Origin of the sequence: Streptomyces marokkonensis, assembly GCF_008312835.1 — a bacterium.
Classification (GTDB): domain Bacteria; phylum Actinomycetota; class Actinomycetes; order Streptomycetales; family Streptomycetaceae; genus Streptomyces; species Streptomyces marokkonensis_A.
In genome coordinates, this window is sequence record NZ_VSKS01000008.1 from 144,530 (window position 1) to 158,229 (window position 13,700).

At 75.4% G+C, this 13,700-nt stretch carries 10 protein-coding genes; 6 read left to right on the forward strand and 4 right to left on the reverse strand.

Annotation, left to right across the window (positions count from 1 at the left end; translation table 11 throughout):
• The first annotated feature begins 4 nt into the window (after nt 1-4).
• Together F1615_RS16185 and F1615_RS35635 are read left to right on the forward strand one after the other, a co-directional pair.
• The gene (locus F1615_RS16185; RefSeq protein ID WP_149549680.1) at nt 5-1,249 is read left to right on the forward strand and encodes a hypothetical protein; all 1,245 of its coding nucleotides are present in this window, start codon (nt 5-7) and stop codon (nt 1,247-1,249) included.
• Between the two features lie 97 nt (nt 1,250-1,346).
• Nucleotides 1,347-1,514: a hypothetical protein gene (locus tag F1615_RS35635; protein ID WP_167533768.1), complete on the forward strand. Its 168-nt coding sequence runs from the start codon at nt 1,347-1,349 to the stop codon at nt 1,512-1,514.
• An 87-nt stretch (nt 1,515-1,601) separates the two neighbouring features.
• On the opposite strand, the gene F1615_RS16190 is transcribed toward F1615_RS35635, so the two are convergent.
• Complete coding sequence (locus tag F1615_RS16190) at nt 1,602-2,459, reverse strand: MaoC/PaaZ C-terminal domain-containing protein (RefSeq protein WP_149549681.1); 858 nt, start codon at nt 2,457-2,459, stop codon at nt 1,602-1,604.
• A 531-nt stretch (nt 2,460-2,990) separates the two neighbouring features.
• Nucleotides 2,991-4,421, reverse strand: coding sequence for a DHA2 family efflux MFS transporter permease subunit (locus tag F1615_RS16195; protein WP_149549682.1), 1,431 nt, complete (start codon nt 4,419-4,421; stop codon nt 2,991-2,993).
• Nucleotides 4,422-4,643: 222 nt separating this feature from the next.
• Between F1615_RS16195 and F1615_RS16200 the strand changes: the two genes are divergently transcribed.
• The 4 genes from F1615_RS16200 (at nt 4,644) to F1615_RS16215 (ending at nt 9,196) form a co-directional block, all read left to right on the forward strand.
• The gene (locus F1615_RS16200; protein ID WP_149549683.1) at nt 4,644-6,383 is read left to right on the forward strand and encodes an MFS transporter; all 1,740 of its coding nucleotides are present in this window, start codon (nt 4,644-4,646) and stop codon (nt 6,381-6,383) included.
• Nucleotides 6,384-6,544: 161 nt separating this feature from the next.
• Nucleotides 6,545-7,195, forward strand: coding sequence for a class I SAM-dependent methyltransferase (locus tag F1615_RS16205; protein WP_149549684.1), 651 nt, complete (start codon nt 6,545-6,547; stop codon nt 7,193-7,195).
• Between the two features lie 22 nt (nt 7,196-7,217).
• Nucleotides 7,218-8,207 carry an N-acetylmuramoyl-L-alanine amidase gene (locus F1615_RS16210; RefSeq protein ID WP_149549685.1) on the forward strand — a complete coding sequence of 330 codons (990 nt, stop codon included), beginning with the start codon at nt 7,218-7,220 and terminating at the stop codon, nt 8,205-8,207.
• 143 nt (nt 8,208-8,350) lie between these two features.
• Nucleotides 8,351-9,196: a DUF5336 domain-containing protein gene (locus F1615_RS16215; RefSeq protein ID WP_149549686.1), complete on the forward strand. Its 846-nt coding sequence runs from the start codon at nt 8,351-8,353 to the stop codon at nt 9,194-9,196.
• Nucleotides 9,197-9,254: 58 nt separating this feature from the next.
• On the opposite strand, the gene F1615_RS16220 is transcribed toward F1615_RS16215, so the two are convergent.
• Both F1615_RS16220 and F1615_RS16225 read right to left on the reverse strand, forming a co-directional pair.
• Complete coding sequence (locus tag F1615_RS16220) at nt 9,255-11,978, reverse strand: multicopper oxidase domain-containing protein (RefSeq protein WP_208818332.1); 2,724 nt, start codon at nt 11,976-11,978, stop codon at nt 9,255-9,257.
• Nucleotides 11,975-13,135, reverse strand: a complete 1,161-nt coding sequence (locus F1615_RS16225; protein ID WP_149549687.1) for a hypothetical protein — start codon at nt 13,133-13,135, stop codon at nt 11,975-11,977. Before F1615_RS16225 ends, F1615_RS16220 begins: the two co-directional genes overlap by 4 nt.
• Nucleotides 13,136-13,700 lie beyond the last annotated feature (565 nt).

The window sequence follows — 13,700 nt, forward strand, 5'->3', positions numbered from 1 at the left end:
AACGATGACGGTCTGTGCCATCGAACCTGCGGCGGGACGCGAGGACGGAGCCGGGCGGGCGGGCTGCGCCATCACCGCGGACGGCTGCTACGCCGCACGCCTCGCCCTCGCCGGCGACTCCCTCTTCCCGGAGCGCTGGACCCTGGACGGCCCCGAGCCCTACGCCGTACCGCTGCCCGGCAACCAGCCCGAGGAACCCGGCACGGAGGTGCAGCCGCTGAGCGACGGGCGGGTCCTCATCCACCGGCCGGTGGACGGGAGGCACGCCTTCTCCCTTCTCTACCCGGCCGGCCCCGGCACCGGTGAGCTGCCGCTGGGCGCGGTCGAGTGCCCGGACGAGGAGACCCGGCTGCGGCTGCTGCCGCCCGCGCCGGACGGGAGGCGGGCGTACGCCCTCGCCGTGGGCCCGCGGTCGGCGGCGGTGTGGCTGGTGGCGGGCGGCGCGTTCGGGCCCGAGCGGGTCGCCGAGGTGCCGGGCCGCTGCTCGGGCGGGGTGTGGCTGGACCGGACGGGGCGGATGCTGGCCCTGGACCGGGAGGCCGGCGGGTGCACCAAGGCGGTCGTGGTGGACCTGGGGCGCGGCGGTGAGGTCTCGCCGCTGCTGCAGATCGCCGACGGGAGCGACGACCGGGTGCTGCTCGCCGACCCGGACAGCGGGCTGCTGCTGATCCGCTCGGACGCGCCCTCCCCCGGGCGGGACCGGCTGGGCTGGGGGGTGCTGGGCAGCACGCTGCCGGTGCGGTTCCCGGAGTGCCTGAGGCTGCCGGACTGCACGGTGACGCCGTTCGCCGTCCAGCCGGGCCAGATGCTGACGCCGGAGGGCTGCGCGGTGGCGCTGCGCGTCGACGGCGCGCTCGGCAGCTGGGTCGGGGTGTGGCGGCCGGCGGAGCGGCGGGTGCGTCATGTCCCGGCGCCCGCGGGGTGGTTGACCGGCACCGGGCTGTGGACGGCCGACGGGGCGCTGCGGCTGCCGTACGCCAACCGGTCGGTGCCGTGCGGTGTGGCCGTCCTGAGGGTGCCGGGGCAGGAGCGGCGGGCGGAGGGTCTGGACGTCCGCCCGCCGGTGGGCCTCCCGGTGACCGCGGACGACGGTGAACCCTGCGCGGCCGGCGGGGAGTCGGTGGTCCGGCCCGGTGAACTGCCGCACCCGGCGGGGCCGACGGTGTCGCTGCACCCTCCCGAGCCCTCCTCGGCACCCCGGCCCGTACCCCTGCAACAGGCGCCTCTGGGACGGCTTGTAACGAAGTAGCGGCGGTCGGCGTGGCCGCCTGGATCCGGGGCGTGGTGTGCCGGTTAGACTCGCCCGGTTGTAGGAAAGATCATGTTTACGGGGTGAATTCCTTCCGATGAACGACGTCAGTACGCATCAGGCGCAGTCCGTCGAGGACGGGCAGGCCGCCGCCGGGCACGGCAGACACCGGGGACCGGTTTCCACGCAGGAGACCGAAACGTCCCCGCGTGGCCGTCACCGCAGGCCGGCGGAGCAGAACGAGCACGCGGAGTCGGCCGCCTGACGTCTCGTCAGGCGGTGGGCCGCACCGCACCACGAACGGCCCCGCCCGTCGCACGACGACGGGCGGGGCCGTTCGCCGTCCACCGGTTCAGCGGTGCCCGACGGCGGTGTCCGCGAGCACCGGCGCCTCCCCCCGCTCGACCGCGCTCACGGTCACCCGTACCTGTCCGTCCCCGCGCCACATCCGGATCCGCAGCGTCTCGCCCGGGTACGCGACCCCGGCGAACCGGGTGGTGCAGGAGCGGACGCGGGTGACGTCACCGTCGAGCAGCGTGTCGACGACCGCCTTGAGCGTCATGCCGTAGGTGCACAGCCCGTGCAGGACGGGACGGGGGAATCCGGCGCGGGCCGCGAACGCGGGGTCGGCGTGCAGGGGGTTGAGGTCTCCGGAGAGGCGGTAGAGCAGTGCCTGGTCCTCCCGGACGGTCAGGTCGCAGGTCCGCTCCGGCGGGCCCGCGGGCGCCTCGCGCCGCACGGACGGGCCGCGGTCACCGCCCCAGCCGCCCTCACCGCGTACGTAGATCTCCGCGTCGCAGGACCACAGCGGGCCGTCGGCGTCGGCGGCCTCGGTGCGCAGGACGAGGACGGCCGCCGTGCCCTTGTCGTACACGGCGGTGATCCGGTCGGTGGTGGTGGCGGTGCCCTCGGCGGGCAGGGGCCGGTGCACGGTGAGCGACTGCCCGCCGTGCAGGACGCGGGCGAGGTCGACGTCGACGCCGGGCACGGACAGCCCGGCGATCACTCCGGGCGGTCCGCCGCCCGCGACGGTGGCGAAGCTCGGCAGGACGTGCAGCCGGGACTCCAGGGTGTAGCGGAGTTCGCCGGGGTCGGTGGCGGGCCGGCCCGCGCCGATGCCGAGGTGGTAGAGCAGGACGTCCCCGGCGGTCCAGGAGATGGCGTGGGTCCGGGGCGGGGCGGCGAGCGCCGCGGCTGCGTCGAGGGGCATGTGTCTCCTGATCACCGGAGGGCGCGGACGCCCTGTGTGGCGCGGGCCCGGCGCCCGCCGGCCGGGCCGGCCGGGACACGGGTCCCGCCGGAGACCGTACAGGCGGCCGTGCGGCGCCGTGCGGGCCCGCCACCGCCCCGTCTTCGGGGCGGCGCCACCTTGCGGCCGCCATCGGCACGACCGGCGCCCGCGCACACGGAGGCCCGCCCGGGTCCGGCTGTGACCGGCCCCGGGCAGGCCGGTCACGCGCGCCGTCGCCGGTGACGACGGCCGGACGGCGTCCGGCGGCGTCGAGGTGCCGGACGGGCCGACTCGGTTGCCCACGGTCCGGCGGGCCGACTCGGCTCCCTACGGTCCGGCGGGCCGACTCGGTTGCCCACGGTCCGGCGGGCCGACTCGGTTGCCCACGATCCGGCGGGCCAACTCGGCTCCCCCTGACCCGGCGGGCCAACTCGGCTCCCCCCGACCCGGCGGGCCGACTCGGTTGCCTACGGTCCGGCGGGCCGACTCGGCTCCCCACGGTCCGGCGGGCTACGGCGATTCGGCCGTTCGCCGCGGCAGCCACACCCACATCAGCACCGCCCCGAACGCCAGCACGGCGGTCCCCGTGCCGAACACCAGCGCGTAGCCCTCCGTGAGGGCCTGCGGTGTCCGGACTCCCGCCGTGTGGGCCGCCGCGATGGTGGACATGACGGCGAGGCCGAGGGAGCCGCCCATCGTGCGGGAGGTGTTGATCAGGCCGGAGACCAGGCCGGCCTCCTCGGGGGCCGCGCCGGACGTGGCCAGTGCGGCGAGCGGGGTGCCGGCCAGGCCCGCGCCCAGCATCATCAGGATGCCGGGGAACATGATCGCGGTGAGATACGCCCCGTCCGCGGTCATCGTCGACTGCCAGCCGAAGCCGGCCAGCGCGACCACCGTGCCGAGCACCGCCACCGCGCGCGGTCCCGCCGTACGCATCAGGCGGGGCGCGAGCTTGGAGCCGAGGACCACGGCGAGGGAGCTCGGCACCAGGGCGAGGCCCGCCTCGAGCGGGCTGTAGCCGAGGACGTTCTGCGCGTACAGGGTCATGAAGAACCACATGCAGAACATCGCGGAGCCGCTGAGGAACATCGCCACGTTCGCCGACGCCACCGACCGCAGCCGCAGCAGCCCGAGCGGCATCAGCGGGGCCTTGGCCCGCGCCTCGACGAGGAGGAAGAGCGCGATCAGGGCGAGCCCGGCGCACAGCGGCACCAGGGTGGCACCCGCCGTCCAGCCCTCGGCCTCGGTCTGCGAGATGCCGCACGCCAGCGTGGCGAGACCGGCCGTCACCAGCACCGCGCCCGGAAGGTCGAGCCGCCGCCGGTCACCGGCCCGGCTCTCCGCCAGCCACCGGGCGGCCCCGGCCAGCACCACCGCTCCGACCGGCACGTTGATCAGCAGCACCCACCGCCACGACAGCGCGTCCACCAGCACCCCGCCGACGAACCCGCCGGCCGCGCCGCCGCCCGCCCCGACGGCCGTCCAGGTCGCGATGGCCCGGGCACGTGCCGCGCCCTCCGGCACGGCCGAGGTGACGATGGTGAGCGTGGAGGGCGCCAGCACGGCCGCGCCCAGCCCCTGCACCGCCCGCGCCAGCAGCAGCTGCCAGCCCTCCTGGGCCAGCCCGCCCGCCAGCGAGGCCAGCGTGAACAGGCCGAGGCCGACGAGGAACATGCGCTTGCGCCCGTAGAGGTCACCGGCGCGTCCGCCGAGCAGCATGAAGCCCGCGAAGGCGATGGCGTACGCGTTCACCACCCACTGCAGTCCCTGCTCGTCGAGTCCCAGCCCGGTCCGCACGGACGGCAGCGCGACGTTCACCACGGAGATGTCGAGGACGACGAGGAACTGCCCGGCGCAGGCGAGCGCCACCACCAGCCACGTGGGGGGTGAGGTACGGACGGGCGTGCGGGCGGTGCCGGTGGCTTCGAGCATGGATGCCATGCTCTCAACCGGCCCGCGTGCGCCGCATCGGCATTTCGGCCGACGCGGCCTCGGCCCCCCGGCTTAGGCGGGCGCCCGCTCCGAGGGACCGCGCCGCGGCGCCGAAGGCCAAGGAACGGTCAAGAATTCGTTAGTGTGCCAAAGCATCGGAATAGTTGCCTCGGTGTACGGGGTTCGATCTGCACGTATCCACTGGAACGGCCGGCCCCGGAGGCACCCTTCATGACCCAGACGACGTCCGACCGTCCTTCCGGCAGAGCGGGCGGGGCCGTGGTCCCGGTGCTCGCCTTCGCGGGCATCGTCGTCGCGGTGATGCAGACCCTGCTGGTCCCGGTCATCAAGGACCTGCCGCTCCTGCTCGACACCTCCCCCGCCGACGCCACCTGGGTTTTGACCTCGACCCTGCTGTCCGGCGCCGTGTCCACCCCGATCATGGGCCGGCTCGGCGACCTCCACGGCAAGCGGCGCATGCTGGTCGCCAGCCTCGCCGTGATGGTGGTGGGCGCGCTGGTCAGCGCGCTCACCAGCGACCTGCTGCTGATGATCGCCGGCCGCACGCTCCAGGGCGTCGCGATGGGCGCCATCCCCCTCGGCATCGGCCTCATGCGCGACATGCTGCCGCGCGAGCGGCTGGGCTCCGCGATGGCGCTGATGAGCTCCTCCATAGGGGTCGGCGGCGGTCTCGCCCTGCCCGCCGCCGCGCTGGTCGCCCAGTACTCCGACTGGCACGTCCTCTACTTCGGCGCCGCGGGCCTCGGCGTCCTCGCCATCGCCCTCACCCTGGCCGTCGTACCGGAGTCCCCGGTGCGCGCCCCTGGCACCTTCGACCTGCCGGGCGCGCTGGGCCTGTCCGCCGGTCTTGTGCTGCTCCTGCTCCCCGTCTCCAAGGGCGGCGACTGGGGCTGGACCTCCGGCACCACGCTGGGCCTGCTCGGCGCGGCGGCCACGGTCCTCCTCCTGTGGGGCGTGATGGAACTGCGCGTCGCCGCCCCGCTGGTGGACCTGCGCACCACCGCCCGCCGCGAGGTCCTGCTCACCAACCTCGCGTCGATCATGGTCGGCGTCTCCTTCTTCGTCGTCTCGCTGGTCCTCCCGCAACTGCTGCAGCTCCCCGCCTCCACCGGTCACGGGCTCGGCCAGTCGATGGTCGTCGCGGGCCTGTGCGTGGCCCCGCTGGGCCTGACGATGATGTTCACGGCACCCGTCTACGCCCGCCTGTCCGCCCGGTACGGCCCGAAGACCACCCTCATCCTGGGCCTGCTGATCATCGCGGCCGGCTACGCCGGCGGTCTCGGCCTGATGAACGCCGCCTGGCAGACCGTCGTCACCTCCGTGGTCCTCGGCGCGGGCATCGGCCTCGCCTACTCCTCCCTGCCCGCGCTGATCATCGGCGCGGTCCCGGCGTCGGAGACCGGCGCGGCGAACGGCCTCAACACCCTGATGCGTTCCATCGGCACGTCGGTGTCGAGCGCCGTCATCGGCATGGTGCTGGCGAACACGGCGGACACCGTGGGCGGGGTGGAGATCCCGACCCTGCACGGCTTCCGCCTCTCCTTCGTGATCGCGACGGCGGCCGTGGCGGTGGGCCTGGCCCTCGCCCTGTTCCTGCCGTCCGGCCGCCCGTCGGCGCACCCGCAACTGCGGGCGAGCGGCGAGGAGGACGAGAACCTGGAGCGCGCCCAGGCGGCGCTGCGCGGCTTCCGGGGCCGCGTCCTGGACGCGGCCGGGGTCCCGGTCGCCCGCGCCGAGGTCACCCTGACCGACCGGCGCGGCCGCCGCGCGGGTGCCACCGTCTCCGCCGACGACGGCGGTTACGCCCTCCCCGTCCCCGCGCGGGGCCCGTACGTCCTGTCCGCCCGGGCGGCCGGGCACGCCCCGCTCGCCTCCCCCGCCACCCACGCGGGCGGCCCGCACCCGGTCGACCTGGACCTGTCCCTGCCGGGCGAGACGGTCTCCGCCTGACGCCGGCGCCCCACCCGCCGGCCGGGCAAGCGGGCGGGTGCCCCACGCCGGTTACCCGCCGGTACCCCTGTCGCGCGGCCGGGCGAGGGGTACGGCAGCATGGGCGCGTGCACACACGGACGACCCCGGAAGAGGCAAGCCCCATGCCGATGGCAGGCCCCATGTCGATGGCACCCGAGCCCGGGATCATGGCCGCGTTCGAGGCGGCGAAGGGCTTCATGCCCGTGGACGAGGGCCTGGCCCTGTACGCGGCGGCGGCCGAGGCCGGCCGGCTGGGGCTGCCCCTCCTGGAGATCGGCACCTACTGCGGCCGCTCCACGATCCTGCTCGCCGACGCGGCCCGCGCGGCCGGTGTCACCGCGCTCACCGTGGACCACCACCGCGGCAGCGAGGAGCAGCAGCCCGGCTGGGACTACCACGACCCGGAGACCGTCGACCCCGGACTCGGCCTGATGGACACCCTGCCCACCTTCCGCCGCGCCCTGCACCGGGCGGGTCTGGAGGACCACGTGGTCGCCCTGGTCGGCCGCTCCCCCCGCGTCGCCGCCCTGTGGAACTCCCCGCTCGCCCTCGTCTTCGTCGACGGCGGCCACACCGACGAGCACGCCACCGCCGACTACGAGGGCTGGGCCCCGCACGTCGCCGAGGGCGGCCTGCTGGTCATCCACGACGTCTTCCCCGACCCGGTGGACGAGTTCACCGGGCAGGCCCCCTACCGCGTCCACCTCCGCGCCCTCGCGTCCGGCGCGTTCACCGAGGTCTCGGCGACCGGCTCCCTGCGCGTCCTGCGCCGCACGGGCACGGGCATCTGAGGCCCGGCGCTAGGGTGACTGCGTGTCGTACACAGGTCCCGGCTTCGATCCACCCCCGCCCCCGCGGTCCCGGCGCCGCCCCCTGACCGTGGCGCTCGCCGCGCTCGTGCCCGGGGCGTTGCTCGGGTGGGCGGTGTACGCGGCCGCGGGCGGATCGGGCGGCGACGAGGGGGCCGCGGGCTCCCCGTCGTCCGCGTCGGCCTCCTCCCGTGCGCCGTCGCCCTCGTCCGGGAGCGGGTCGCCGTCCGCCGGTCCCGAGGACGAGAAGCCCGGCGCCTCCGCCACGGCGGCGTCCCCCTCGGCCTCCGCGCCCGCCGCGTCCGGCCCCCTCAAGGGCAGGGTCGTCGTCATCGACCCGGGGCACAACCCGGGCAACTTCCGGCACACGACCGAGATCAACCGCCAGGTGGACATCGGGACGAACCACAAGGAGTGCGACACCACCGGCACGTCCACCAACGACGGGTACACCGAGGCCGAGTTCACCCTCGACGTCGCCCACCGGATGCGCACGCTCCTCGAGAAGCAGGGCGCCACCGTGCGGCTGACGCAGGACGCCGACCGGCCGTTCGGGCCGTGCGTGGACGAGCGGGCCCGGATCGGCAACAGGGCGAAGGCCGACGCCGTCGTCTCGATCCACGCGGACGGCTCCGGCACCGGGAACCGCGGCTTCCACGTGATCCTCCCGGGCGCCGTGAACGCCGGTGCGGCCGACACCCGTCCCATCGTCGGGTCCTCGCGCGAACTCGGTGAGCGCATCGCGGGCACCTTCGTGCGGGTCACCGGCAGCGCGCCCTCCAACTACGTCGGCGGCGGTACCGGTCTCGTCACGCGTGAGGACCTCGGCGGTCTCAATCTGTCAACGGTTCCCAAGGTGTTCATCGAGTGCGGCAACATGCGCGATAGCAAGGACGCGGCGCTGCTGACCAGCGGTGCCTGGCGGCAGAAGGCGGCGCAAGGGATTTCCGGCGGAATCGTGAGTTTCCTGCGCGGGCAGGGATCGGCGCGCTGATCCGGGCGGACAGCCCGATCGTACGGACGATAGTGTCGTCCGTACGATCAGGGGCCACCCCCGCGCTTCGCACCGGACCCTTCGGGCGACATGGTGACAGCGACGCCTCTTCCGACGACGAGACGACCTACGAAGGACCTGAAGTGAATATCCGCTCCCTCACTCGAGGCGACGGCGTGGTGATCGGAGCAGCGGTATTGCTGTTCATCGCGTCGTTCCTCGATCTCTACTCGATCGATGGCGCCCCGGACAGCGCGGACATCCCCAGCCTTTGGGACAGCGGGCCGGTGGTGCTCGGAGTCGTGCTGGCGGGCATCATCGGCGCCGCGCTCGTCGTCGTGTCCCGGGGACTGCCGCAGCCGCGCAAGGTCGCCGGCCTCGAACTCGGCCAGTTCGGCGTCGCCTTCACGGTGTTCGCCGCCTGGTGCGCGCTCGGCAACATCTTCGACCCGACCGGCGGATTCGACGGTGAAGGGGGCTTCTCCGACGACATCGGCGCCGGCACGGGTCTGATCCTGGCCCTCGTCGCCACGCTCGTCATGGCCGCCGCCGCCGTCGCCACGCCCCTGGTGCCCGCCCTCAAGGGTGCCCTCCTCCCGGCCGCCCGTCCCGCGGCGCCGCAGCCCTACGGCGCCCAGCCGCCCGGCGGTTACGGCTACCCGGGCGCGGGTGCGCCGCAGCAGCAGGCCTCCTTCGGTGGTCAGCCGCAGCCGGGCCAGCCCGGTCAGCCGGGGCAGCAGCCCTTCCCGGGCCAGCCGCAGGGCCAGCCCGCCGCCCCGGCGCCCGCCGGTGACTTCTCGCCGTTCTGGTTCGCCGTGCCGGTGCCGCGGCCGCTGTTCCCGGAGGACGGCTCGCCCACCCCGATCGCCGAACTCGCCCCCGGCACCTGGTACCTGGCGGTCGAGCAGCGCGGTCAGGTGCTCGTCGCGCAGACGCAGGACGGCCGTCGCGGCGTCCTCCAGGACACCTCGGGCATCCAGCGCGGCTGATTCCCGTCCCGTCCTCGTCACGGCCCCTCGCCCCCGCGGGCGGGGGGCCGTTGCCGTGTCAGCGCACGCGGAGGACGCCGTGCGCGCCGCGTTCCGCGTCGCTCATGATGTGCGTGACGAACGGGTAGGTGCCCGCTTCGGGCAGGGTCAGCTCGACGAAACCGCCCGAGGCCGGGGCGAGATCGAGGACCTGTGCGCCCTCGCGTTCCGGACCGCCCGGCCGCAGCTCGTAGGCGCCCTCACGGAACACCGTGTCGAACTGCCCCCCAACGACGTGGAAGGCGCTCGGCACGTTCGGTCCCGCCGTCAGCACCCAGATCCGTACGCGTTCGCCGGCCCTCGCCGTCAGCGGGTCGTGGTCGTACTGGTTGGCGTACCCGTTGAAGGCGACCATGTCGGGCTCCTGGGCCTTCACCTTGCCGGCGTCGGCCGTGCCGTTCTGCTCGCCGAGGTAGAACTCCGACTGGACGAGCAGGTATTCACGGTCCACCCGCGGCAGCCCGGGCGGGTCGATGACGACCGCGCCGAACATGCCGTTGGCGATGTGCAGGGACATCGGCATGGTCGAGCAGTGGTACATCCACACCCCGCTGCGGGTCGCCGTGAAGCGGTACGTCAGTTCCTCGCCGGGCTGGATGGTGCGCATCGGCCCGTCCGGTGCCAGGGCCCCGGCGTGGAAGTCGACGGAGTGGCCGATGCTCCCGTCGTTGACGAGCGTGATCTCGAAGGTGTCACCGACGCGGCCGCGCAGCACGGGCCCGGGGGCCGTTCCGTCGAAGGTCCACAGCGTCTGCCGTACGCCGGGGGCGACGTCCGCCTCCGCCTCCTTCACGGTGAGGGTGCGCTTGTGCAGGCGAGGGCCGGACGTGTCCCGCGCGGGCGGCAGCTGGGCGTCGCGGGCGGTGAAGCCGTCGGCGGGTTCGGCCATCGGGTCGAAGGCGTCCGCGGCGGACGCGCCCGCGCCTTCGGGCGTCGTCCCGCTGTGGTCGTGTGCGGTGCCGTCGTCCTGGGCGGCTTCGTCGTCCCGGGCAGTCGGACGGTCCCGGGCGGTCCCGCCGTCGTCGGTGACCCGCACCCCGAAGACCATGCCCATCTGCCGGTGCCCGACCACCGAGCACCAGCCCTCCAGGTCCCGTCCGACGACGCCCGCGTCCAGCGTCGCCCGCTTGCCGGGGGCGAGCCGGTCGGTGCGGGCGCCGCTCTCCAGGACCAGGTCGTGCGTGTCGGTGCCGGTGTTGCGCAGCTCGATCACCAGGCGGTCGCCCGCGGGCACCTCGACGGAGGCCGGGGAGAACCGCATGCCGCGGATCGTCACGTCGACCGTCGTGGTGCGCCCGGTCGGCGGCACCTCCCCGCCGTCCGCGCCCGTCGCGGCGGACCGTTCCACGAGCGGCAGCGAGCGCACGTCCGCCGCGCCACCGCCCGCGACGGCCAGCATCACGACCGCGAGCCCCAGGGCCACGCCCCCGAGCACCCGGTGCGGGGCCGCGGGCGCGTCCGCGGATGCGGATGCGGCAGCCTGGTTCCGGCGGTTCCGCAGGCTCCGTACGACCGTGAGCACCAGCAGGACGAGGAAGCACAGCAGCATCACCAGCAGCAGCACGGAGCACACCACCCGCACCACGGACGGCACCGGCAGGACGCAGAGCAGCAGCGCGGCGTTGGTGATGGTGAGCCGGGCGGGCCAGGCCCGTTCGAGCCGGGTGGTGGCGGCGCGCACGGCCGCGGGGCCGCCGCCCAGGACCACGGGGACGAGGAAGCTGAGGGCGCCGAGCAGTACTTGGGCGATCCAACCGGCGGCGAGCGGCGCGGTCAGCAGCGACGTGCGTTCGGCGACCGTGATCCAGGACGTGGTGGACAGGAGGATGCCGGCCAGGACCAGCAGCGATCCGGCGAGCCAGAGGCTGCCCGCGGCCACCGACCAGGCGGCGAAGGAGCGCGGAGCCTTCGCCCGGGCCTCGCGCACCCACGGGATGCCGGCGACGACGAGCCCGGCGGCGTAGCCGGCGACGCCGGGAGCGGCCAGCGCCGGGGGCCCGAGCAGCGCGGCGGCGACGGCCGCGCCGAGGCCGGCGAGCAGCACGGGGAGGGCACTGCGCCCGGCCCGTTCCGCGCCGTCGGCCACCCGGGTGCGCAGCATCGTCGGCCACAGGGTGATCAGCGTTCCGGCCACGGTGAGGCCGACCCAGCCGAGCAGGTTGATCATCTCGTGTGCGATCAGCAGCCGGTCGGAGAGATCACCGCCGAGCTCACCGCGGGCCATGACGACGCCCAGCGCGGCGCCGAAGGGCAGCAGGGCGGCGGCGGCCGTGTAGTAGCGCACGGTCATGGTGAACCGGCCGGGCAGCGCCCGGCGCATGAGCCGGACCAGCCACACGGCGTGGGCGGTGACGGCGGCCGCGACCAGGCTCCCGCCGACCAGCACGACGGGCCACCGGTCGAAGAACATGCCGCCGATCACGGTGACGGCCCCGGCGTTCAGGCAGACCAGCCGCAGGGCGGCGGGGGCGCCCCGGTTGGCCTCCGGCAGCCGGAGCACGGACGCGGCGAAGTGCCCCGACCAGATGACGACGGCGTTGGTGACCGCCCCGAGCAGCAGGGTGTGCACCAGCAGCCAGGAGGCGTGCGGCAGGAAGTGGTGGGCGCTCCCGACCACGGCGAACAGCGCGAGCCAGGCCACCACGACGGCGTTGACACCGAGATGCCACAGCGCGCGCGGTGAGCGTCCGGGGGGCTTCGGAGCGGGTCCGCTCGCCGTGGGGGAGGACAGCTGCGTGGTCACCTTGGGTCCCTCGGGTCGGCGGAGACAGGGGCGGGGGCGGGGGCGGGATCGGGGGCGGGGGCGCGTCGGGTGGCCGCCACGGAGGAGGCCGCCGCCGTCAGGACGAACAGCAGGACCGCGGCGATGTTGAGGGCCCCGCCGAGCTGCCAGGCCCCTCGGACGTCCCGCAGGTCACCGACCACCACGCGCAGGGCGAGGGAGCCGTGCAGCAGCCAGGCCGCCACCGCGAGCCCGGGGTGGTACGGCAGCGGGCGGCGCAGTACGGCGGGCAGGATCACCGGGGCGTGCGCCATGATCATCGACATCACGAAGCCGAGGAACACGGCGTGTACGACGGCGTCGTAGCGGCTCCCGTCGACGGCCGGGCCGCCCAGCAGCCACAGGGCGCCGGCGAGGCCCAGCCACGCGTATCCGGCGAGCAGGCAGGCGGCGGTGAAGCGGGGCAGTCCCGTGGAGCGCAGCAGCCGGCGGGCGACATCGTGCACGACGAGCCACGCGACCAGGGCGAGCAGGGCGGCGCCGAGGAGCAGCGTGCCCGTGGCCGGCCACATCAGGGTGGTGACGACGCCGGTGACGACGGCGCCGGCGCAGGCCAGGAAGGCCGGCTCGGCGCGGGGTGCCAGGGCGGCCACCCGGGCGAGTTCGAGCCGCTCCCCCGCGATGGTCAGCACGAGGAAGGCGACCAGCCAGGGCAGCATGCGCGGGACGTCGAGGCCGCCCAGCCACAGCAGTGCGGCGCCGAGTGCCGACACGGCGCCGGCGGCCTGCGCGAGCAGGGCGGCGCTCGGCTGGCGGCGCCAGAAGCGCACGTACAGCGCGGTCAGGAGGGCGGTGCCGGCGACGAGCAGCAGCCGGGGGACGGTGAGGTCCACGGGAGTGAGCAACAGCAGGCCCCCGGCACCGAGGGCGGCGGGGGCGAGGTAGGACCACCGGGCGCCCAGGGCGACCGCGCGTTCCAGCGCCACCAGCGTCCCGGCGAAGCCCAGCACGAGCAGCACCCCGTGCACCTGGGGCAGGCGGTCGCTGGTGACGGGGGCGGGGAGGCCGAGCAGCACGAGGGCGGCGTCGAGACCGGCGAGCAGACAGACCCCGGCGGCCAGCAGCAGGGGCGCCCGCCGGGCACCCGCACGCCGGGCGGCCGGACCGACGGGGCTCACGAGGTCCCCCCGGCCTCGGTACCGCTCCGCCGCTGGGGCGCGGAGCCGGTGACCGGTGGGGTCCCGGTGCCCGGCGCGCGGTCGATATCCGGCGCGGAGCCGGTGTCCCGCGCGGGGACGGCGTTCGCGGAGGTCCCGGTGATCGGCGGAGCCCCGGCGTCCGGGACGCGGCCGGCATCCGGCTCGGAGCCGGTCCTCGACGCGTGGCCGGGACCCGGCGGGGTGCTCGACGCGTGGCCGGCATCCGGCGCGGAGCCGGTCCTCGACGCGCGGCCGGGACCCGGCGGGGTGCTCGACGCGCGGCCGGGACCCGGCGGGGTGCTCGACGCGTGGCCGGCACCCGGCGGGGTGCTCGACGCGCGGCCGGCACCCGGCGCGGAGCCCGTGCTCGACGCGTGGCCGGCACCCGGCGGGGTGCTCGACGCGCGGCCGGCACCCGGCGGGGTGCTCGACGCGCGGCCGGCACCCGGCGCGGAGCCCGTGCTCGACGCGTGGCCGGCACCCGGCGGGGTGCTCGACGCGCGGCCGGCACCCGGCGCGGAGCCGGTCCTCGACGCGTGGCCGG

What these genes read in the sequence shown, in the direction of transcription:
- F1615_RS16195 (WP_149549682.1), bottom strand. Translation starts at nt 4,421, where the DNA reads ATGGCATCCATGCTCGAAGCCACCGGCACCGCCCGCACGCCCGTCCGT.
- F1615_RS16185 (WP_149549680.1), top strand. Translation starts at nt 5, where the DNA reads ATGACGGTCTGTGCCATCGAACCTGCGGCGGGACGCGAGGACGGAGCC.
- F1615_RS16200 (WP_149549683.1), top strand. Translation starts at nt 4,644, where the DNA reads ATGACCCAGACGACGTCCGACCGTCCTTCCGGCAGAGCGGGCGGGGCC.
- F1615_RS35635 (WP_167533768.1), top strand. Translation starts at nt 1,347, where the DNA reads ATGAACGACGTCAGTACGCATCAGGCGCAGTCCGTCGAGGACGGGCAG.
- F1615_RS16190 (WP_149549681.1), bottom strand. Translation starts at nt 2,459, where the DNA reads ATGCCCCTCGACGCAGCCGCGGCGCTCGCCGCCCCGCCCCGGACCCAC.
- F1615_RS16205 (WP_149549684.1), top strand. Translation starts at nt 6,545, where the DNA reads ATGTCGATGGCACCCGAGCCCGGGATCATGGCCGCGTTCGAGGCGGCG.